General features: G+C 59.5%; 22 protein-coding genes. 5 read left to right on the forward strand and 17 right to left on the reverse strand.

The genetic code is table 11. The annotated features are described in order from the left end of the window. Window positions 1–34: 34 nt before the first annotated feature. From DBY20_08515 to DBY20_08535, 5 genes are all read left to right on the forward strand, one after another. Window positions 35–1,309, forward strand: coding sequence for a hydrogenase (locus DBY20_08515; GenBank protein PWL77816.1), 1,275 nt, complete (start codon window positions 35–37; stop codon window positions 1,307–1,309). Between the two features lie 2 nt (window positions 1,310–1,311). Further along, window positions 1,312–3,033 carry a nickel-dependent hydrogenase large subunit gene (locus tag DBY20_08520; GenBank protein PWL77817.1) on the forward strand — a complete coding sequence of 574 codons (1,722 nt, stop codon included), beginning with the start codon at window positions 1,312–1,314 and terminating at the stop codon, window positions 3,031–3,033. Window positions 3,034–3,035: 2 nt separating this feature from the next. After that, window positions 3,036–3,767 carry a cytochrome B gene (locus DBY20_08525; protein PWL77818.1) on the forward strand — a complete coding sequence of 244 codons (732 nt, stop codon included), beginning with the start codon at window positions 3,036–3,038 and terminating at the stop codon, window positions 3,765–3,767. A gap of 314 nt (window positions 3,768–4,081) precedes the next feature. Next, the gene (locus DBY20_08530; protein ID PWL77841.1) at window positions 4,082–4,603 is read left to right on the forward strand and encodes a shikimate kinase; all 522 of its coding nucleotides are present in this window, start codon (window positions 4,082–4,084) and stop codon (window positions 4,601–4,603) included. 13 nt (window positions 4,604–4,616) lie between these two features. Further along, window positions 4,617–5,174, forward strand: coding sequence for a hypothetical protein (locus DBY20_08535; GenBank protein PWL77819.1), 558 nt, complete (start codon window positions 4,617–4,619; stop codon window positions 5,172–5,174). 139 nt (window positions 5,175–5,313) lie between these two features. On the opposite strand, the gene DBY20_08540 is transcribed toward DBY20_08535, so the two are convergent. From DBY20_08540 to DBY20_08620, 17 genes are all read right to left on the reverse strand, one after another. After that, window positions 5,314–5,715: a 30S ribosomal protein S9 gene (locus DBY20_08540; GenBank protein PWL77820.1), complete on the reverse strand. Its 402-nt coding sequence runs from the start codon at window positions 5,713–5,715 to the stop codon at window positions 5,314–5,316. 3 nt (window positions 5,716–5,718) lie between these two features. After that, complete coding sequence (locus DBY20_08545) at window positions 5,719–6,153, reverse strand: 50S ribosomal protein L13 (protein ID PWL77821.1); 435 nt, start codon at window positions 6,151–6,153, stop codon at window positions 5,719–5,721. Between the two features lie 137 nt (window positions 6,154–6,290). Next, window positions 6,291–7,631 (reverse strand): hypothetical protein, encoded by a 1,341-nt coding sequence (locus DBY20_08550; protein ID PWL77822.1) that lies wholly within the window; start codon window positions 7,629–7,631, stop codon window positions 6,291–6,293. A 20-nt stretch (window positions 7,632–7,651) separates the two neighbouring features. After that, on the reverse strand, window positions 7,652–8,395 hold the full coding sequence (locus DBY20_08555) for a glutamine amidotransferase (protein ID PWL77823.1): 744 nt from the start codon (window positions 8,393–8,395) through the stop codon (window positions 7,652–7,654). Window positions 8,396–8,413: 18 nt separating this feature from the next. After that, window positions 8,414–9,781, reverse strand: a complete 1,368-nt coding sequence (locus tag DBY20_08560; protein PWL77824.1) for a DUF1727 domain-containing protein — start codon at window positions 9,779–9,781, stop codon at window positions 8,414–8,416. A gap of 3 nt (window positions 9,782–9,784) precedes the next feature. Further along, window positions 9,785–10,234 carry a ribosome silencing factor gene (rsfS, locus tag DBY20_08565; GenBank protein ID PWL77825.1) on the reverse strand — a complete coding sequence of 150 codons (450 nt, stop codon included), beginning with the start codon at window positions 10,232–10,234 and terminating at the stop codon, window positions 9,785–9,787. 54 nt (window positions 10,235–10,288) lie between these two features. Then, window positions 10,289–11,029: a phosphohydrolase gene (locus tag DBY20_08570; protein PWL77826.1), complete on the reverse strand. Its 741-nt coding sequence runs from the start codon at window positions 11,027–11,029 to the stop codon at window positions 10,289–10,291. Between the two features lie 9 nt (window positions 11,030–11,038). Then, window positions 11,039–11,623, reverse strand: a complete 585-nt coding sequence (locus DBY20_08575; protein PWL77827.1) for a nicotinic acid mononucleotide adenylyltransferase — start codon at window positions 11,621–11,623, stop codon at window positions 11,039–11,041. A 30-nt stretch (window positions 11,624–11,653) separates the two neighbouring features. Next, window positions 11,654–12,913, reverse strand: a complete 1,260-nt coding sequence (locus DBY20_08580; protein ID PWL77828.1) for a glutamate-5-semialdehyde dehydrogenase — start codon at window positions 12,911–12,913, stop codon at window positions 11,654–11,656. A gap of 60 nt (window positions 12,914–12,973) precedes the next feature. Then, entirely contained in the window at window positions 12,974–13,900 is a 927-nt protein-coding gene (whiA, locus tag DBY20_08585) for a DNA-binding protein WhiA (protein PWL77829.1), read from the reverse strand. Beyond that, a complete protein-coding gene (locus tag DBY20_08590) occupies window positions 13,879–14,916 on the reverse strand; it encodes a YvcK family protein (GenBank protein PWL77830.1) in 1,038 nt (345 codons plus the stop codon). Before DBY20_08590 ends, whiA begins: the two co-directional genes overlap by 22 nt. An 8-nt stretch (window positions 14,917–14,924) precedes the next feature. Next, window positions 14,925–15,842 (reverse strand): RNase adapter RapZ, encoded by a 918-nt coding sequence (locus DBY20_08595; protein ID PWL77831.1) that lies wholly within the window; start codon window positions 15,840–15,842, stop codon window positions 14,925–14,927. Window positions 15,843–16,131: 289 nt separating this feature from the next. Further along, window positions 16,132–18,054: an excinuclease ABC subunit UvrC gene (locus DBY20_08600; protein PWL77832.1), complete on the reverse strand. Its 1,923-nt coding sequence runs from the start codon at window positions 18,052–18,054 to the stop codon at window positions 16,132–16,134. Continuing rightward, window positions 18,032–19,192, reverse strand: coding sequence for an undecaprenyl-phosphate alpha-N-acetylglucosaminyl 1-phosphate transferase (locus DBY20_08605; protein PWL77833.1), 1,161 nt, complete (start codon window positions 19,190–19,192; stop codon window positions 18,032–18,034). Before DBY20_08605 ends, DBY20_08600 begins: the two co-directional genes overlap by 23 nt. A gap of 21 nt (window positions 19,193–19,213) precedes the next feature. Beyond that, window positions 19,214–20,062, reverse strand: coding sequence for a prephenate dehydratase (locus tag DBY20_08610; GenBank protein ID PWL77834.1), 849 nt, complete (start codon window positions 20,060–20,062; stop codon window positions 19,214–19,216). 60 nt (window positions 20,063–20,122) lie between these two features. Continuing rightward, window positions 20,123–20,974 (reverse strand): adenine glycosylase, encoded by an 852-nt coding sequence (locus DBY20_08615; protein ID PWL77835.1) that lies wholly within the window; start codon window positions 20,972–20,974, stop codon window positions 20,123–20,125. A 2-nt stretch (window positions 20,975–20,976) separates the two neighbouring features. Beyond that, a complete protein-coding gene (locus tag DBY20_08620) occupies window positions 20,977–21,684 on the reverse strand; it encodes an HAD-IB family hydrolase (protein PWL77836.1) in 708 nt (235 codons plus the stop codon). Window positions 21,685–21,781 lie beyond the last annotated feature (97 nt).

A 21,781-nucleotide genomic window follows, 5' to 3' on the forward strand; every position in this document is an offset into this window, starting at 1 on the left:
TGTGAGGGGCACGCGCGGCGAGTTTGATTGGAAGATGGAGGTATCTATGCAAGATTCGTTTATCGAGTCGCTTGAGTCGCGTGGTTTGACACGTCGCGCCTTTCTCGGCTTCTGTGGCACGATTGCAGCTGCAATCGGCATTGAAGGCGTAACGGCTGCCGATGTTGCCGAAGCCATCGAGAGCAACTCCCTTATCGGTACGAACGGAGGTTTGGGCCAAGGCGGCCTCGCACCAGTCATCTGGATGGAGCTTGGTTCCTGCACCGGTTGCACCGAGTCTTTTGCCCAGTCTGATAACCCCGATCCGGCAACGCTGCTCCTCGAGTATCTCGCGCTCAACTACGCCGAGACCCTCTCTGCCGCTGCTGGCTACTCCCTCGAGGAAGCTCGCGAGGAGACGATCGAGGCTGCTAAGGGCAAGTACGTCGTCGTCATCGAGGGTGCTGTCATGACCCGCTACGATGGCGAGATTCTGCGCATCGCGGGTGCCCCCACCTGCGCTCCGCACGAGAGCCACCTGCTCCACACCTGCAAGAACGCTGCTGCCGTCATCGCCGCAGGTTCCTGCGCTGTCGACGGTGGTTTCTGCGCGGCATATCCCAACCCGGGCAATGCCGAGGGTATCCAGAAGTACCTCAAGGACAATGGTGTGTCGACTCCCGTCGTCAACCTTCCCTCTTGTCCCGTCAATCCCGCTAACCTGGTTGCAGTCATCGTTCAGTACCTGCTGCTGGGAGCCGAGTCCGTCGTTGCCGGTCTCAACGAGTTCAACATGCCGAGCTCCATGTATGGCCAGACCATCCATGACAACTGCGAGCGTCGCGGCCACTTCGAGAACGGCGAGTTCGTCTACGAGTTCGGCAGCGAAGAAGAGGCCAAGGGCTACTGCCTGTACGCTCTCGGCTGCAAGGGTCCACAGACCAAGGCCAACTGCCCGCAGGTTCGCTGGAACCGTCGCGTGAGCTGGTGCGTCGCCTCTGGTGCTCCCTGCATCGGCTGCTGCAACGGCGACCCGCGCGTCACGGTCCGCAACTGGATCGACGTTGACTCCCCGTTCCTGGGCCGTCTCAAGACCCTCAGGCTCGGCAGCATCGCATTCCAGCCGACCCCGATCGCACTCGGCGTCACCGGTCTTCTGACCGCCGCCCTCGTCGTCCATGGTATCGGCATGAAGGCTACGGGCCGCACCAAGGGCGGTGCTCCGTTCGAGAAGGAGCGCGAGTGGGACGTCAAGCACGGCAAGAAGGAACCCTCCACCGTACCTGTCGTCGAAGAGCAGGTCATCGTTGACATTGAGGAGGGTAAGTAAACATGGCTAAGCATTCTATTATCGATCCGGTTGATCGTATCGAGGGCCACCTGCGCGTCGAGATGGAAGTCGAGAACGGCGTCGTCACTGACGCTTGGGTCTCCGGCGGCCTTTTCCGTGGCCTCGAGCTCATCGCCGAGGGTCGCGATCCCTATGACGCGGCCATGCTCGCCCAGCGCGTCTGCGGCGTCTGCCCTGTCTCGCACTGCCACACCTCCGTTTTCGCGGCTGAGGAGGCCTACGGCATCCAGATTCCCGAGGGCGGCCGTCTGGTCCGCAATCTCATCGAGGGTGCGCAGTTCATGCACAGCCACATCCTGTGGTTCTATCAGCTGAGCGCGCTCGACTACGTCAACCCGCTGCACGCACTTGAGGCTGACGTCAACAAGACCTATGCCCTGTGCGAGACCCTCGGTCTTGCTCAGACCGACTTCGCCGCGCTCAAGGATCGCCTCGCGAAGTTCGCCGAGAATGGCCAGTACTCCTGGCTGTCCGGCGGCTGGTTCATGGAGGGCCTGGCACCCGAAGCCTACAAGCTTCCGGCCGAGGTCGACCTCATCGCCACGGCGCACTACATCGAGGCCATCGACATGCAGGCAACTGCCGACGAGATCTCCGCGATCATCGGTGGCAAGATGCCGCACGTTCAGACCTCGATTCCCGGTGGCACCGCCTGGTACCCGAGCGTCGAGAAGCTCGATGACATCCTGTTCCGTGCCAAGAAGCTCAAGGACTGGGTCGACAACGTCATGATCCCCGACGCCATCGCCATCGCGAGCGTCTACCTCAATGACGTCGCCACCATCGGTAACAACAAGCATGGCAACTTCATGGCCTACGGCGTCTTCGACCGTCCGTCGCGTGAGCTCGAAGACCGTTTCTTCCCCGCGGGCATCGTCCGCATGAAGAGCGGCGCTCCGGTTCTCGAGCCGTTCGATGGTGCCTACATCACCGAGGGCACGACGCATGCCTACTACAAGGACAGCGGCGAGCCGCTGCATCCCACGGTTGGCGTAACCGAGCTCCCCGAGACCTTCCCCGGCTACTACAAGAACGAGGCCGAGGAAATCGTCAACGACAAGTACACCTGGTCCAAGGCTCCTCGCTACGACGGTGAGCCCATGGAGGTTGGCCCGCTCGCTCGCGTGCTCGTCTCCTACATGAGCGGCAACCCGGAGATCATCGCCGGCGTCAACACCGTTCTCGCTGGCCTCAACCTTCCGCTGACCCCGGCCAGCATCATGGGCCTCAACTCCGCGCTTGGCCGCCTGGCCGCCCGCCCCGTCGAGGCTTCCGCTGTCGCTGGCTACATGATCGACTGGTGCGGCGAGCTCGTCGAGCTCCTCGGCCTCATCGAGGCCGGCGCCGTCGAGGGCAACCCCTGGTTCGCCGAGCGTGTCCGTGACACGGGCCTGGGCGAGGGCTTCTGGGAGGCTCCGCGTGGCGCTCTCTACCACACCGAGACCCTCTCCGGCAATACGATCACGCACTATCAGGAGGTCGTCCCCACCACGTGGAACATCTCCCCGCGTGACGAGTACGGCGTGCCTGGCACCATCGAGCAGGGCCTCATCGGCACCCCTGTTGCCAACATCGAGGCTCCGATCAACGCCCTGCGCATCGTCCACGGATATGACCCGTGCGTTGCCTGCGCGGTCCATATCGTCGAGCCCAAGACGGGTCGCGAGTTCAAGATGCACACGAGTCCTTGGGGAGGTCGATAATCATGGCACATCTCGTACACTATCCTGAGGCACATCCGTTCGTCTTCCGCTTTACCCACTGGGTCAACCTCATCTGCATGCTTCTCCTTATCCTCTCGGGTATCGAGATTCACTACCCGGTTGTTCCCGGCCTGATGGGCATGGCTCGTGGCGTGCACATGTTCTGCGCGTTTGTGATCCTCATCAACCTCATCTTCCGTATTGTCGCCGCTGGCTTCATCAAGTCCGCTCCGGCTTACGGCACCCGTGAGACCAAGCTGGATATGTACACGTTCTTCCCGCAGAAGGACAACCGCCACCAGCTCTGGCCGTGGATCAAGTACTATCTCTTCTTCAAGAAGGACCATCCCCTGGGTGGCAAGTACGGCGTACCGCAGAAGCTGTCCTACATCCTCATCGCTGTAGCTCTCCTCTTCATGGGCTACACGGGCTTCTGCCTGTGGGTTCCGACGATGAACATCCCGTTCTTCGCTGGCTTCACTGCGCTCGTCGGTGGTCTGATGAAGGTGCGCGTCATCCACTACTTCATGATGTTCTTCTTCATCTGCTTCACGCTCATCCACATCTACCTCGCCAACATCGAGGGTATCGATCCGACCAAGGTCATGCTGCTTGGTTCCAAGCCGCATGGTGGTCTGACCTACAGCCTGGAGACCATGAACGTCTCCGGTTACGATCCCATGGACGAGGAGATCATCGTCATGGAGGACAAGGTGGTCCTCGAGAAGGAGTAAGCGCTTCTCCACAAGATGACGACCGGGGCCCGCGGGAAATCCTGCGGGCCCCTTCCTTTTTCGAAGCGTGCGCATTTCTGGCGGATGTCTAGCGACGAAAAGCGATTGCAAGCGCAGAAATCGCGAAAGTCTAGGATTTAAACGCTTGAACCCTAGACTTTCCTCATAAATGCGCACGCAGGTAAGCCAAATCCTAGAGATTCGCGAAAAGTGCGCAACGCAGAGCAACAAGGCTAGACATCCGCCAGAAACGCGCATCCCTTCGCATGGGCAGCGGTAACAGCGAGCATCTCGTTGGTGATAAGATTGTGCCCATGCAAAAACACGACAACATCACGCTCATTGGCATGCCCGGTGCTGGCAAAAGCACGCTCGGCGTTGTGCTCGCCAAGAAGCTCGGGTATCGCTTTGTCGATACCGACCTGCTCATCCAGGAAGGCGAGGGCATGTTGCTCTCGGAGATACTGGAAGCACGCGGCACTGAAGGCTTCATTGCCTGCGAGAACGAGTTGCTCGCGAATCTCTCGTGCGCTCGCCACGTCATCGCGACAGGCGGCTCGGCCGTGTATGGTACCGACGCCGTTGCAAACCTGAAGTCGCTGGGAACCGTCGTCTTCCTCGACTTGAGCCTCGACGAAATCTCCCGTCGGCTTTCACCCGACCTACTCGACCGTGGGGTCGTCATCCACCAGGGAAGCACGCTCGCTGACCTCTACGCAGAGCGTCATCCGCTCTATGTGCAGGCAGCTGATCTCACCGTAAAGCTCGACGGTCTCAGTACGCTCGAATCGGTCGAAAAGCTCACGGCAGAGCTTGCGTTGTACCTGCAAGCATAACGAAGGAGACATTGTGGAAGATATCAAGCAGATGGTCGTCTGCGTGGGAAACATGCTCATGCTCGACGAGGGTTTTGGCTCGCACATGGCCAAGGTACTGACTAATTACGATGTCGCCCGAGAAGCCTTCGATGATGCCCATGCCCGGACGCTTGTCGAAACCTTTCGCGAATACGATGCCCATGACGACGACGGAGCTGACGAACGCATCCCCGTCATGGATGCTGGCACCATGGGCATGGGGCTCATCCCGTACATTCGTGATTTCGACCGCCTGGTCATCGTAGATGCCGTGGATTGCGGACCCGATGCGGCTCCCGGCACCTGTTACACCTTCACACCCGAGGATATGGCAGCCTATAGCATCATGCACTCGCTGCACGACATGCGCGTCTCGGACGTGCTCAATAACGCACGTCTGGCTGGGCATGACTGTGACATCCGCTGCGTGGGCGTGCAGAAGAAGGACATCTGCCCACGAGATTTCACCATCGACCTTACCCCCGAGGTGAAGGCGGCCGTGCCCTACGCGGTCGATGCGGTGCTCGAGCTACTGGAAATCAGCCTGTAGGTGCTGAGATTTCTCGACTCCGCTACGCTCCGCTCGAAATGACAAGAACGAGCGCTCAGTTGAAAGACACAAAAAAGGGGCTCGCAACAAGAAGGCCCGCAGATGCGGGCCTTCTTGTTGCATATATGTCTCTCGAAACTTAGCGCTTGGAGAACTGCGGACGCTTGCGAGCCTTCTTGAGACCGTACTTCTTGCGCTCGACCATACGCGGATCGCGCGTGAGGAAGCCAGCCTTCTTGAGCTCGGCACGATAGTCGCCAGCCTCAAGCAGCGCACGGGCGATGCCGTGACGCAGAGCACCAGCCTGACCGGAGATGCCGCCACCATTGAGCGTGGCAATGACGTCGAAATGCTTGACCGTACCCGTCACGGTGAAGGGAGTCATCGCATACTCGACGAGCGCCTTGCGGCCGAAGTAATCCTCGGCGTCGCGCTTGTTAACGGTGACCTTACCGGTGCCGGGGACGAGACGAACGCGCGCGATGGCGTTCTTGCGGCGACCGGTGCCATAGTAGATGGCTTCTTTCTTGGTATCTGCCATGGGTTATGCCTCCAGGTCAATCTTGCGGGGATTCTGCGCCTGATGCGGATGCTCGGGGCCTACATAGACCTTGAGCTTCTTAGCCATCTGACGTCCGAGCGTGTTCTTGGGGAGCATGCCCTTGACGGCGTGCTCGATGACGCGCTCGGGATGCTTCTCCATTGCCTCCTGGAAGGTCTCCTGACGCACGCCGCCGGGATAGCCCGTGATGCGGGTGTACACCTTATCGGTGACCTTGGCGCCAGTCACTTTGATCTTGTCGCAGTTGATGACGACAACGAAGTCGCCCGTGTCAACGTGCGGCGTGTACGTCGGCTTGTTCTTGCCGCGCAGAATCTGCGCAACGGCGGAAGCAAGACGACCAAGGGTCATGTCGGTCGCATCGACCAGAAGCCACTCGCGCTGGACTTCGCCGGGCTTCGCATAGTAGGTCTTCACGTGTGTTCCTCCAACTAAACTACCATGTTGTTCAATCACAGAGTTTCACGGGGCTCTGAAAGCGAACCCGTTAAGAATACTCGTGGTGCGACACGAAAGCAATAAAAATATGCTAAGTGGATGGTGCTTTTTACCCTCTAGAGCTTGTCCTCAGACTGACGCTCCGTCATCTCCTCCTCTTCGGAGACGACAAGATTGGGATCGACATCGTCGACAAACGGCGACGCATCTGCATCCTTCGCGTCGTCACCCGCCTCAAGCGCAGCCTCGGGATGCTCCGCATCTTCTTCCGCGGCGATAATGCCAGCCGCCGCCTCCTCGGGCTCGGCCAACTCGGGATCGACAACGTCGACGTGCGTTGCCTCATCGCTCACGTTGTCATCAGCCGCATCGGATGCAGGCAGCTCGGGCTCGGCGTCAAGTGCCTCGGCGACCACCACGGGATTGAGCGCCGCAGGAACCTCAGGCGCAGCTGCAGAAGCTGGTTGCGGAGTAGCGACGTTCACGGGTTCGCCCGTGGGCGGAGCGGGCATATCGCCAGATGCAGCCGGAGCATGGGGCGGATGGGGCGCATCGGGCTGTCCACCGGCAACCTCAAAGGGCAGCGGGTCATCCTTCGTACCCCAAGCAGACACGTCAAACTGACGCGTCCAGTAACCTACCGCCCTGGCAACGAGCAGTTCTATAAATGCGCTGTACACAAACCAGACGTAGGAAAGGACGAGGACAACGGGGAACATCGTCATGATGAGGGTCAGGACATAGCCGAACATCGCCGAGTCAGAGTACATGCCGTTACTCGACATGAAAATGAGCGGTGCAACGGTAGCACCGAGCACGGCCACCACGATGATGAGAGCAACGATGCCGATGATGATGCCACCGACAAGGTCGAAGAGAATCGCCATGCCGAAGATGCGCATGAGGCCGCCGAAGTCCTTTTTGATCATGGTCCAGATCTTGCCGAATTGCAGGCCCGTACCCAGGCGATCGTACATGGTCATGCGGATGGTGCCCACCCAGATCATGACGCTGGCAAAGACGGTGAGTACGATACCGGCAACGTAGAGAATCCAGCCGATGCCAGCAAAGACGAAGTTGCCCGGCGTGACGACCATGTAGCGGCCCGTTGCCGTGTAGATACCGGTCTCCATGCCCATCGAGCTAAACCAGCCGCCGATTGACAAGACGATGCCCGGAATGATGGTCATCACGATTGCGATGACGAGCGCAAACCAGCCCCAACGCAGCATCTTGCTACCCGGACGACCGTAAATCTTCTTGGGCATGGGCGATTCGACACCCCATGCCGCCTTGTGTGCCCACTCCCAGGCGTACCCATAGACAGTCATCTGGCCGAATATGGGGATAAACGAGATGAGGCCGAGCAGACAGATCTTGCCAAACCAGCCCTTCGATGACTTGATGTCACCATAGCTCGTACGGAAATACTTCCCGCTGTAGTTCGTCTGATCCATAATTTCCTCCGTTTAAACGGTTATGAGATTAGTCTTTGCTTCATAGTATCATGAGCTGCGTCTTCAAGAGCATCATCAAGACGAGAAAGCTGCACCCCGGGATATCTGCGTTGCAGCGCAAGCTCGATGAGCGCATCTGCCACACGTGGATTTTTGGGCAGAAGCGGGCCATGGCTGTAGGTCGCAATGACATTGCGGTAGCGTAGGCCCTCGGTGCCGTCCTCGCCATTGTTGCCGAAACCCTTCACCACCGTGCCGAGCGCTCGTGCCCCCTCGCGCAGATGCGTGCGGCCTGCATGGTTCTCGAACCCGACGACCACGGGCGCGCCCTCGATGGCGTCTGCCGTGAAGACGATGTTGCCGATGAGACGCGTATCACCCGCCTCGGTATACATGGGCAGCGCGCCGATATAGGAAGCCTCGTGGCCTTCGTGATCGACATAATACTCGCCGAGAATCTGGTAACCGCCACATATGGCGAGTACGGGGACATCGTTCTCGATGGCCCGCTGCAAACGCGAGGCCTTAGAGCCGGCAACTCCCACGCCCAGATCTGCCAACAGCGTGCGCTGGTCAAAGTCCTGGCCACCCCCGATAAAGAAGAGGTCGATATCCTCGAAATCCGCATCCTGGCCTGCGCCCAGGTCAACCACCTGCGCATCGATGTCACGCCATTCGCAGCGCTTGGTGAGCGCAATTGTGTTGCCACGGTCTCCGTAGAGATTGAGCAGGTCGGGGTAGAGATGTCCGATCGTGATGTGCATGCGCCCGTCAGTCACTGCCTAGCCCTCCCAGAATCCCGCGAGGCCCAGAACGCTTGCCGCTTTCGCGCGAAAGCCGAGCATCGCCGAGTAGTTGGCGACGACCGTCACCGCATGGTCCATGCGATTAAGCTCCTCGATGAGCTCGCCATAATCGTGGATGATGCGGATGCCGGAGGCGGGCATCCCCGCATACTTGAGGCGCAGCGCCATGTCCTCGGCGCGGTCGCCACTGCAGATGGTCTCGGACTTGCGTGCGCAGATCGCCTCCCAGCCGGCATCGTAAATCCACGAGACATCCGTCCCGTCGCATTCCTGGTCATTGAGTATGCATACGAGACCCATACCCTCGTCGGTCTCGTTGAGCAGCAGGTTGATAATCTGATTGCAGCCTGCCGGATTCTTCATGAGCATGAGACGCACCTTGGTGCCGTTGATGTCGAGGACCTCCGAGCGACCGAAACCGTGCTTGAATTTGCCAAGCGCCTCGAAGGCCTGCTCCTTGGAAAAACCAAACGCCAAAAGACCAGCCACGACGCATGCACAATTGTAGATATCGTAGCTTGCAGGCACATCGACCGGCACCGCCGAGCTTACGCCGTCAACGCTGATCTCGAGCACGCAGCTATCGCTGTGTCGCTCGAGGATCTTTTCCACCGCGACTGCGGGAACGGGACGAGCATAGCCGCAAGCCGGGCAGCGAAATCCGCCCAGATGTGCAAACGTGACATAGTCGTAGGCATATTCGGCACCGCACATGATGCAGTGCGTCGCATCCGAAAGGTCGGCTACGCGCTCGGGGTAAATCTCGCAGCTCACGCCATAGAAAATGACATCGTTATCAACCTTGTCGGCAATCGAGGCAACCATCGAGTCATCTGCGTTGAGGCACAGCGTCGCATGCGGAGAATTCGTCACGCCCGCCATGATGTTCTCGAGCGTGTGAGTGACCTCGCCGTAGCGGTCGAGCTGGTCACGGAAGACGTTCGTGACCACGAGCACGGCCGGGTCAAGCTGCTTGCACACGCGCCGCAACGCGCCCTCATCGCACTCGATGGCGGCAAGCTTGTAGCGTGGCTTGCCCGTGATGCTCGAACGGATCGCAAACTCCGTCGTGATGCCCTGGATGAGGTTTGCGCCACTACGGTTATAGAACGCTTGCTCGCCCATGTTCTCGAGTGCCTGGGCAACGATATGCGTGGACGTCGTCTTGCCGTTGGTTCCCGTGATCACGATGGTGCGCACGCCACGACTCAGGCGGTGCAGATATTCGGGATCAATCTTGAGGGCAAGCTTACCGGGCAGCGAGGTGCCACCACGTCCGAGCAGGCGTAGCATATGGTACGTCGCCTTGCAGACGAGCGCCGCACAGACCGTCCTGGCACTCATGAGCTAGTCCTCGTCCACCGTGTCCTGGCTTGCGCCTTCGGCACGCTCGAGGAGACGCGCGATGCGCTCGGTGTAAACGGGGTCCTCGATGCCCGCGAGAGCGACATCCACGGTGGGAGCCGCATCCCAAAGTTGCTCAAGACGGTAGTAATCACGCGGACCAGGCTGGAAGATATGCACGACGATAGGACCGTAGTCCATGAGCACCCACTCGCTCTCGTCGAGGCCCTCGATGCTCACCGGCTTGATGCCGAAATCCTTGAAAAGCTGCTCCTCGACTTCCTCGGCAATCGCATCGACGCGACGATTATTGGCTGCCGTGCAGATTACGAAATAGTCGGTGACATTGAGAAGGTCTGACACATCCTGGATGACTATGTCGGTGCCCTTCTTCTCGTCGATGGCGCGCGCGGCAACGAGTGCCTGCTCCTTGAATGCGCTGTGCTCGGTCAACGTGCCCCCTTTACGGACATGCAAGTTTGCTTGCGTTAATGATAGCGAATTGTATTACAAGACGACGTCGGGGTCGCCCTGACGCGACTTGTCGATGGAATGATGGCGCTCGACCAGGCTGTTCCAGATGTCGAGAGCAACCGGGTCAATGAAACGCTTGCGCTCGATGAGCGACACCATCGTCGTTGCATAGGCCTCGAAATACAGCTCGTCGAGCGATGCCTCGCCTACCATCTTGCGTAGCCGCTTGATCTGCGGGCGTCCCTTCGTCTTTCGAAGCGGCTCAATCATATCGGCCGTGAAGATGATGATATCCAGATCGCTCATTTCGAAATCACCCAGCGTATGCTTGTGAATGGCGCTGATGATATCATCGCTGAGCTCGGGGAACTCGCGCTTGACGGCGGCAGCGCCCGTGAAAGAGTGCAAGACCGGATACAGGTACTCGATGTTTGCGGGACGTTCGATGCCCAGCTCGTCAAGACGCGCCGGTAATTCGTCATCGGTCAGCAGCTTGTCCCAATCATGCAACAGCCCCGCGATGCGAGCATCGAATTCGTTGGCTCCGTATATACATGCAAGCTTGGCAGCGCACTCGGAAACCGAATGAACGTGCTCGAGACGCTTGCCCGACAAGCGCTTGTCCACTGCCTTGGTCACGCGCTTCAGTAGTTTCTTGTCTTCCTTCACGTTCGAAAACCTTCTCTCTCGATGTGCCAGCCGGGCGGGATGAGGTAGATGCCGCCGGGGACCAGACAAAACTCGCCGGGTAGAATTGTCTGGTTTCCGGTCAATCGTTTCACATCAGACATTCCGGTACAGCTCCGTCCGCGCGATATATGCCCCGACGGGCGCCGGGATCATGTCGCTCACGTCCCTGCCACATGCCATGTCCTCGCGTAACTGGGTCGAGGACACGTCAATCTGCGGAACGTCGAGATACATGACATCGAAGTCGACGGGGCTTGTCCCAAGGGCCTCGCGCACGCGCTCAGTGGATTGCCCCGGGCGCTTCGCCACGACGATGGTGCACAGCCGCGCGACATCATCGGCTCGCTTCCAGCCTGGCAAGGTAATTGCCGAATCGGTGCCCATGATGAAGAAGAGCCGCGCACCCTCATAGCGCTGTGCCAGCTCTTCGAGCGTGTCAGCCGTATAGGTGATGCCCCCGCGTTCGACTTCGCAGAGGTCAAGCGCAAAGAGCGAGTCATCCGCAATCGCGAGCGCGACCATGTCGGCACGCTGCGATGCGGGCGTAACCTCTTGATCCTGCTTGAAATGAGGATTACCCGCCGGAATGAAAAGCACGCGGCTGAGCTCAAGTTGCTCGGCAGCGCTGCGCGCGATGACGAGATGCCCATTGTGCACCGGATCGAAGGTGCCACCCATAATGCCTATGCGTGCGTCTTTCTCCACACCCTAGCCTCGAATCTGGCCCTCACCGCTCACGAGATACTTGACCGATGTAAGCGCAGCCGCACCCATGGGTCCGCGTGCGTGAAGCTTCTGGGTGCTGATGCCAATCTCGGCGCCTAGCCCGAACTCGCCACCGTCGGTAAAGCGCGTCGAGGCGTTGGCATAGACAACAGCCGCATCGACCTGACGCTGAAACGCGTCAACGGCACTCACGTCCTGAGAGATGATGCTCTCCGAGTGGCCCGTGCCATATGCGTTGATATGTGCAATCGCCTCCTCGACACCGGTGACGCACTTGACGCTGATCTCCATGTCGAGGTACTCGGTGCCCCAATCCTCCTCGGTCGCGGCAGTGGTTTCGATGCCGTGCGCGGAAGCAATGGCAGCGGCAGGAGCATCGGCGTGGATGACGACGCCTGCGCGGGCAAGTGCCATAAGCAACGTGGGCAGGAAGATCTCGGCGACCTCTTCGTCGATGAGGATGCTCTCGCAGGCATTGCAGACACCGGGGCGCTGCGTCTTCGCGTTCATGATGATAGGCTCGACATAGGCGGGGTCGGCCTGCTTGTGAATGTAGACGTGACAATTACCCGTGCCCGTCTCGATGACGGGAACGGTCGCGTTCTTCACGCAGTGCTGGATAAGGCCGGCGCCACCACGCGGAATGAGCACGTCGACCAAACCGGCGAGACTCATGAGCTCATCGGTTGCCTCGCGGCCAGGGTCCTCGATGCTCTGGATGCAGTCAACGGGCAGGCCGGCACTGGCTGCCGCCTCCGCAAGAATGTGCGAGATGGTAAGGCAGGAGCGCTGTGCCAAGCTACCACCACGCAGAATGCAGGCATTGCCCGTCTTGATGCATAGGCCAGCGGCATCGGCAGTGACGTTGGGGCGTGCCTCGTAGATCATCGCGACGACTCCAAGCGGCACGCGATACTTGATCATGCGCAGTCCGTTATAGAGCTCGCTTCCCTCGAGGACTTCGCCGAGCACCTCAGGCTGTGCAGCAACCTGTCGCAAACCGTCGGCAATGCCGTCGATGCGTTCATGTGAGAGCATGAGGCGATCAAGCAATGGACCGGGCGTACCCTTCTCACGTGCAGCGTTCATATCGGCTTCGTTCGCCTCGAGAATCTGCGCCGTCTGCGCAATAAGCGCATCGGCCATCTTGTTGAGCGCGTCGCAGCGTTGCGATGAGCTCGTCTGTGCCAGCTCGCGCGATGCGATGCGTGCCTTTTTCGCCTTTTCCAGTGCCTCGCCCATGTGCCGTGCCCTTTCTCCTGCAGTCCCTTGCTCTTGCGTTCCAGCCATTATACGGGAGCGTCAGCTCTCTTCCTCGTCAATCATTGCCGCAATGCGCCGCATGCGATGATAGACCGCGCTCTTCGACAGCGGCGGATCAGCAAGCTCGCCAAGTTCCTTGACCGAAGCATCGGGATGCTTGATACGCAGCAGGGCAACCTCGCGCAACGATGCGGGAATCGCCTCGATGCCCTTCTGGCCCACGAGGCGTCGTATGCACTCGATTTGCCGCAACGAGGCCTTCGTGGCCTTGACCTGGTTGGCGATCTCGGCGTTGACACGACGGTTCGTGTCGTTTCTCACCGACTTGATGACACGCGCGTTCTCGATGGTGAGCGCGCCTTGATGAGCCCCCACAAACGCGAGGAAGGCGATAATCTGCTCGATGCCCTTGATGTAGATTGCGTACATGTTGTGACGGCGAATGTAGCGTGCCTTGATGCCATGCTCGCGCATGAGCTCAAGACAAGCCGCAATCAGCTCCTCAGACGGCCCCGCAAGCTCGAAGTGAAAGGCACCGCGCGGATCGGCAATGTAGCCGCCGCCAAGAAAAGCGCCCCGCAGGTAGGCGCCGGCGCAGCAGGCGTCTTCGACAAGCTCGGGACGTATGCCGCCCTCGAAGCCCTCATCGCCGAGAATGCCCATGTCGCGCAGGGCATCGGTGAGTCCAGCCTGCGGCGGTACGGTGATGAGGTAGTTGTGCGTCTTGTGCAAAATGCTGCGGCGCACGGTGAGATTGGTGGCGAGCTCGTAAACGCTATGGAGCAACCGAATCGCCGTGCGGGCAACGCTCGCCGTCTCAGTCGCAAGCTCGAGGCGCGGACCCTCCCCGCTGATGGAAAGCGTGCCCTCGATGCGGATGAGTGCGGAGAGCTCGGCGCGATCGCAGCGCGGGCACGTAGGTTCGATGCGGGACAGCTCGTCTTTCACCTCTGACGTGAATGACACGCTGCCAGCACCTCCTGAAACGCCTTGGCAAGCTTCTCGCGGTCGTGCCAGGTGGGACGTACCGGATCGACCAGATCACGCACCATGGGTTGCACGCCAAGCTCCATGACCCTTCCTACCGTCTCGTTGCTCGCCTCCACATGGGCGAGCTTGCCGGCCCTGCGCCCCTTCGTGTACTTGCGTGCATCGGAGTAATCGGTGATGGCGGGAAAGACGCCGCTCGCCATTGGGCTCGTCTCGGAATTGCGATGGATGAGCGCGATGTCGAGCAGGCCGCGCATGCCGTGACGAAGAAGCGCATCGACATAGTCGTAGCAGTTCATGCCCCAGGTCTCGCCTTGCATGTCGGCAAGCGAGCACACGAAGAGCGTGCAGGCCGGATCGTTCTCGCGGTCATGAGCCTCGCGGATTGCGTCGATGACGCCGGGGACGAGCAGGTTGGGGATGATCGAGGTGAACAACGAGCCTGGGCCGAGCACGATGAAGTTGGCTTCTCGGATGACGCGCAGCGCCGAAGGATATGCTTGCGCATCGGCGGGATGCAACGAAACGTAGCGCATGCTGCAATCGGCATCGCTTATGACGGCCTGGCCTTCGAGCTCGGTGCCATCGTTGGTGAGACCGTAAAGGCTCACATCATGCAGCGTTGAGGGATACACGTGGCCACGCGCTTCGATGAGTCCCTCGCACACGCGAATGGCATCAGGGAAGGAATTGGTCTCATCTGCGATGGCCGTGAGAATGAGGTTTCCGAGCGAGTGATTGTCGAGATAGTCAAAGCGATGGCGAAACGCACGTGCGAGTATGCCCTCGTAGTTGGCCGACATCGCGCTGATGCACTTGCGGATATCGCCCGGCGGTATCACACCGCCACGTTCACGCAGGATGCCCGTCGAGCCACCATCATCGACCATGGCGACGACCGAGGAGACCTTGCAGCCCATGTCGAGCAGCGTGCGGATGGAAGCGGGTGCGCCCGTGCCACCACCTATGACGACGGCATTTGTTCGATTCATGGGACCTCCTAGTTGACCTCGGCAAGCGCCAGGTCACGATGAGCGGTGTTGACGTGGAAGCCCGCCTGCGAGAGATGCTGACCAGTCATGATAGCAAGCGCAACGCTGCGATGCTGGCCCCCCGTGCAGCCCACACCGATGGTGAGGTACTGCTTGCCCTCCTGGATGTAGCCGGGAATGATCTCGTCGAGCAAGGCGTACCAGCGCTCGAGAAAACGCTTGGTCTCGGGCTGTTCGAGTACGAACTCGGAGACCTCACGATCGAGACCCGTCTTGGTGCGCAGCTCCTTGTCGTAGTACGGATTGGGAAGAAAGCGTACGTCGATGACGATATCGGCATCGATGGGTGCGCCGTGTTTGAAGCCGAAGGAGTAGACCGAGATATGCATCTCGTCGATATCGTTCTCGGACGCAAAGAGCGCACGAATCTTTGCACGCGTCTCCTGAGGGCGCGTGACGCTTGTGTCGAGTACGTAATCGGCTTGCGTGCGCGCCTCATCGAGCAGCTCTCGTTCCTTGCGAATGCCGTCGAGAATTGACATGTCGCCCTCGCAAAGGGGATGACGACGTCGCGTCGCCTTATAACGATTCAACAGTTGCTCATCTGTCGAATCGAGGAAGAGCACCTTGGTGGTGATTCCCATCTCGTCAAGCTTGTCGAGTTCGCGGGCTAGCTCGGGAAAGAACTCCTTGGCGCGCAAATCGCAGACAACGGCAAGCTTACGCGAGGAACCAACGTTGAGACCGGCGAGGCTCACAAGGTTGAGAAGCAGCGAAGGCGGCAGGTTGTCGATGCAGAAATAACCAAGGTCCTCGAAGGTGTGCATGGCCTCGGTGCGGCCTGCGCCGGACATGCCGGTAATGACGATGAGGTCGGGACCAAGCGTCGAAGGGCTAGGCTCCTCGACAGCGTCTTGCTGAGCCATGAGACTCCCCTTTATCGAAATTGCAGGAGCTCACAGTATACCGCGAGTGAGTGGCTTCATGTCATCTCGACCGAAGGTGCGCAGGCACCCCCCCCCTGTCATCTCGACCGAGCGAAGCGAGTGGAGAGATCTCGGTTTTCTTTGCGGCGGGAAGATCGAGATTTCTCGACTTCGCTCACTGCGTTCGCTCCGCTCGAAATGACAAGGGAGGCATTGGCGTGTCCTCGCTCGAAATGACAAGGGAGGGCGTCCGTGCGTCTCCGCTCGAAATGACAAGGGAGGGACGGAATCACGCCCCATGCTCGGCATCGAAGTCGAGGATGACCGCGTAGAGGTCTTCGGCAACCTGCTTGGGAATGCCGGGTACGGCTTCGATCTCCTCGAGACTCGCCTCGCGCATGCGCTTGACGCTGCCAAAGTGCTTGAGAAGCTGCTTGCGCCGTTTAGGGCCCAGGCCGGGAACATCGTCGAGGATGGAGGCAACCATGCCCTTGTCGCGTAGCTCGCGGTGGAAGGTGATCGCAAAACGGTGCGCCTCGTCGCGCACGTGCTTGACGAGGTAGAGCGAGGGGCTTCCGCTGGGCAGCACGACGGGACCCGTATCATCCCAAGGCACGTAGAGTTCCTCGTCCTTCTTGGCCAGACCCGCCATGGGAATGTCGAGACCGAGCTCGGAGAGCTCGTTAATGGCAGCCGTGAGCTGCGGCTTGCCGCCGTCGAGGATGAGCAGGTCGGGCCGTGAGCCAAAGCGCTCGTCAGCCATGCGCTCGGGTGCATAGCGACGACGCAGCACCTCGCTCATCATCGCAAAGTCGTTGGCCTCGCCGTATTCCTTGCGAATCTTGAAACGACGGTACTGCGACTTATCGGGCTTGCCATTGGTGAAGACGACCATCGACGCGACGGAATAGTTGCCATGAATGGTCGAAATGTCGAAGCATTCGATGCGCATGGGCGGTTCGGGCAACGCGAGCGCGCTTTCGAGCTGCAGCAACGCAAGATCGAGACGTTCCTCGTCGTAACGGGTGCGCATCTTGTGGCGCATGAGCGCATGCTTGGCGTTGAGCGCCGCAAGGTCGAGCAGCTGATTGCGCTCACCGCGCTCGGGGACGACCACGTGCACTTTTGCGCCATGGGGACTCGCGAGGCGCTCGGTGAGCCACTGCTCAAGCGGCCGGGTTACCTCTTCGGGCAGATGCTCGGCGATGACGACCTCGTGTGGGAGCTCGGACGTCTGGTCATAGTACTTGGAAAGGAACTGGCCCACGAGGTCTGCCTCGGGCACGTTAAGGCCCTTGTCGAGGACGAAATCGTTGCTGATGATGATTCGCCCGTTTCGCACGACGAAAACATGCGCCGCCGCAATCGTCTCTTCGCGGAAGAATCCGATGACGTCGATGTTGAGCGGACGCGAAAGCACGGCTTTTTGCTTCTCCTGCAGAGCCTTGATGGCCTCGAGGCGATCGCGCGCGCGTGCGGCATGCTCGAAATCGAGCTCGGCTGCCGCCTCCTTCATCTCGGCTTCGAGCTCCCCCACGAACTCGTCACGCTCGCCAGCCAGAAAACGCTCCACGCGGGCAACAAGCGGCGCGTACTCCTCGGGCGTGATAGCCGCGCAACAGGGACCCGTTCCCTTGCCAATGTGGTAGGCGAAGCAGGCCTTGTCATCGGACGTGGGCCATCTGCCCGCCTCGATCATGCGCGTCATCTTGCGATACTGCTCGCAGGACACGGCGCAAATCGGCACGATGCGTCGCACGGTATCGATGGTCTCGCGGGCCGCACGTGCATCGGTGTAGGGCCCAAAATAGCGTGTGCCGCTCTTGTGTTTCTCTCGCGTGAACTTGATGGCGGGATATGCGGCGCTCTTGGTGATGGCGATGAACGGGTAGCTCTTGTTGTCGCGATAGTCGACGTTGAAGGGCGGATTGTACTGCTGGATGAGGTTCTTCTCGAGAACGAGCGACTCGGTCTCGTTGTTCACCACGATGTAGTCGAAGGAGGCGACCTGTTCCATCATGAACGGAATCTTGAGCCGCTCGTCTTGGCCCGACACGTACTGCATCATACGCGCACGTAGGTCGACTGCCTTGCCGACGTACAGGATCTCGCCCTGAGCGTTCTTCCAAAGATAGCAGCCAGGAGCCTCGGGCACACTCTTCAGCTGCTCGCGCAGGTCGGGTGCAGAGCTATTGTCCGTGCCGCTCGTCATGACGTGACTCGTGTTCGGGGTCGATGCCCTCAGTGTCGTATATGACGTCACCACGCCCGTGGCGCTGACGCACCGGATGGAAAAGGCCAATCTTGTACACGATAATGGCCGAGGCGATGAGCAGGAGGATGAAGATCACCATCTTGGCCGTCCCGCCGAGCACCCACATGAGCAAGGTGCCGACGCAGAGAACGGCCGTCCACAGATAGATGAGCAGGACGGCCTTGCGCTGCGAATAGCCACGCAGCAGCAGGCGATGATGGATATGGCCGGCATCGGGCGTGGCGATGGATTCGTGCTTGCGCAGACGACGCACGATGGCCGCAGCCGTATCGATAATGGGAACGAGTGCCACGATGACGGGAACGATGAGTAGCGTGATCGAGAGCAGGCGCGTCGTACCGACAAGCGAGACCGACCCAAGAAGCAAGCCTAGGAGCATGGAGCCGGAATCCCCCATGAAGATACTTGCCGGGTAGAAGTTATAGATGAGGAAGGCACCGGCCACAGCGGCCGTGATGGCAGCGAGCAGCGCGGCCTCCGTCTGCTGCAAGGTCATGAACATGATAAAGAGCGTGATAGCCGCCATGCCCGTAATGCCCGCAGCCAGGCCATCGAGGCCGTCGATGAGATTGATGATGTTGATGAAGCAGACGAGATATATGACCGTAATGGGATAGGCCCAGAGCCCGAAGTCGATGACAGCAGAGGAGCCGGGAATCTGAAACGCGTGCAAAATGGTTCCCGTGCCTGCAATGATGCAGGAGGCAAACAGCTGTCCGAGAAACTTCACACCTGGGCCAAGACTGCGCACGTCATCGATGATACCCACGATCACGATGACCGCGAGGCCGATGAGCACACCAAGCGACCTGACGTTGACCTCGCCTGGAATGTAGAGAGGGCCATGCCAAAAGCCAGTACGCTCGCCAATGTATTCGATGATGACGGCGACGAGCAACCCTCCGAACATGGCGACGCCGCCCAGACGTGGCACGGTGCGACGGTTGACGCGGCGAGGCCCTGGCTCGTCAACGATACCGCGCGCGATGGCAAAGCGCCTGACAGGGGGAACGAAAGCGGCTGTCGCGGCAAAGGCGATGGCAAAGATCAGCAAGTAGTGTATCCACGTTTGCATGCGGCTTAGTATACGGCATTCTTATACGCTGCGTGGATATGAGCCGATAACCTTGACCTCTCGCATCTTCATGCGCAGGCAATTGAGGGCGACCTGGATATTAGGCTCGTCGGCATAGCCATCGATATCCATGAAGAACATGTAATCGCCGAGTTCCTGCTTGGTGGGTCGCGACTGCACCATCGTGAGGTTGACGCCGGCGAAGAAGAGCTCCGACAGAATCATTTGCAGCGTACCCGGACGATCGGTATTCATGAAAAGGGCAAGCGTGCTCTTGCCCGGTCCATCGTGCGCCACCGGCCCCTTGCCAATGATGACAAAACGCGTCTGGCTGCTCAGGTTGTCCTCGATGGCTTCCTCGTAGACATTGATGCCGCAAATCTCGGCGGCAAGCGGCGAAGCGATGGCTGCAACGCTCTTGTCAGCGGCGGCCATCTCGGCAGCGGCGGCCGTCGAATCAGCAAGGCGCAGCTGCCGATTGGGAAGGTTCTGGTTAATCCAGCGGCGGCATTGCCCAATGCCCTGTGTATGCGAGGCAATAGTCGTCACCTCATCGAGCGTGGCATCGGGATTGAGCAGCAGTGCCTGATGGATGTCAATGGCAATCTCTCCGAGAATCTCGGCGCGCGAAGTAAAAGCAAAGGCATCGAGCACTGCCGTAACCGAGCCCTCGAGGGAGTTCTCGATGGGGACAACACCGTAGTCGGCCTTGCCGCGCTCGACAGCCTCGAAAACCTCGGGCAGCGAGTCACAAGGCAGTGACTCGTAATCGGCAGATAGCGAACCGCGCTCGACGAGGGCACGGACAGCCATATCGGAGAACGTCCCGGCAGGACCGAGAAATGCATAGGTGAGCTTATGCTGAGACATGATGCGAGACCTTTGTTTAGCTTGCGATGACAGGGCATTTTAGCACAGCCTGGCAGACGCCTACTCCGCGCATAGCCACGTATCTCCCTGGCGTGCGATGAAGCCTTCGCGCTCAAGCTCGCACAGGATCGCCTGAGTCTCCTCAGGCGACGTTGCCTCGCGTCCAGCCTCCAGTTCGCTTCGCGCAAGGCTCTCGGCAAGCTCCTGGCTCGTGAGCGCGCCATCGATGACGCAACGCAGCAGGTAGGCGCGCTTCTGACGATGACTGCCCTCGAACTTGGACTGTCGCGTATATTGCCTGCTCTTTCGCGTGGGGTTAACGGTGGTCTTCTTCAAATAGGCACCGTAATCGAGCAGCGCATAATACCAATCACGCACGCGACGACCATCAGGGCAAGTTGCTTCAACAAGCGGAACGAGCTCCTTGTCAGACACGGTCTCGTGCTCACTGAAAAACTCGTGGATAAACACGGCACGCACATTGGTCTCGAGGTACATATCAGGCTGCTGGAATGCAAATATGCGCACACCCGCAGATGTCGAGGGTCCGATGCCCGGCAACGCAAGCAGCGCCTTCTTGTCGTGTGGAATCTCGCCGCCGTATGTGGCGAATACTTCCTCGGCGCAGCGCTTGAGATTGAGCGCGCGGCGGTTATAACCCATGCCCTGCCAGAGCTCGAGCACAGGAGGCAGGGGCGCCATCGCCAAATCGGCAACCGTGGGAAAAGCTTCGAGCCACTGCTCCCAGCGCCCAAGCACGCGGACGACCTGCGTCTGTTGAAGCATGATTTCGGAAAGCAGAATCGCATACGGATCGAAAGTGTTGCGCCAGGGCAAGTCGCGATAGAGCTCGCGTCCGCGACTCCATACCGTCTCGGTGAATTCGCCGAGCCTCTCGGGCGACACGTCCATCGCTACGAATCCCAGTCGGCAATTTTCCAGCCACGGCGCTCGGCGATGCGCTTGAGCTTTTTGTCTGGATCCACCACGACAACTTCCTTGGCATGCTCGAGCATGGGAACATCGCTGTAATGGTCGCTATATGCACGCTCGAGTACCCAACCATGCGGACCAAACTTGTCATCACACAACTGTACGAGCAGACGCAATTTCTCGCGGCCCTGAACGGGAACACCCATGACCCGTCCCGTGTAATGGCCGTCTCTTTCCTCCATGATGGTCGATACCTGACCATCAAAGCCAAGCTCCTCGACGATGGTCGTCGTGATGGGTTTGAAGGACGCGGATGCTAGCACCACCTTCATGCCCTCAGCGCGGCAGCGCTCGATCTCGCGAATCGCACCGGGGCGGATATGCTTGCGAATGCGCCTGTTGAAGACATCCATGATCTCGGCATCGACTTCCTCGACCGTCGGCTCGGTGAGCGCCGAGAACAGGAGCTCTCGTGGCGTGGATTCGACCAGCGGCAGACGCAGACGATAGCGAATACCCCATATACCCATGAGGAAGGCCTTGTGTATGGGTAGTTGGCGATGGCGCAGCAGGCTCGTCGTGAGCTTGAGAGGCGACTCTCCGTCGAGAATCGTCCCATCTAGGTCAAATGCGGCTACGCGTATCAATGCGCCTCTCCCATACGTGAAATAACAAACGTGCGTGCGCATTATACGCTAAGGGAGGGACGGGCGAGACACATTGGACAGGTACATCTGTCTCATGAACCCCAATGAGACAGATGTACCTGTCCAATGTGTCTCGCCC

The organism is Coriobacteriia bacterium, from assembly GCA_003149935.1.
GTDB lineage: Bacteria > Actinomycetota > Coriobacteriia > Coriobacteriales > QAMH01 > QAMH01.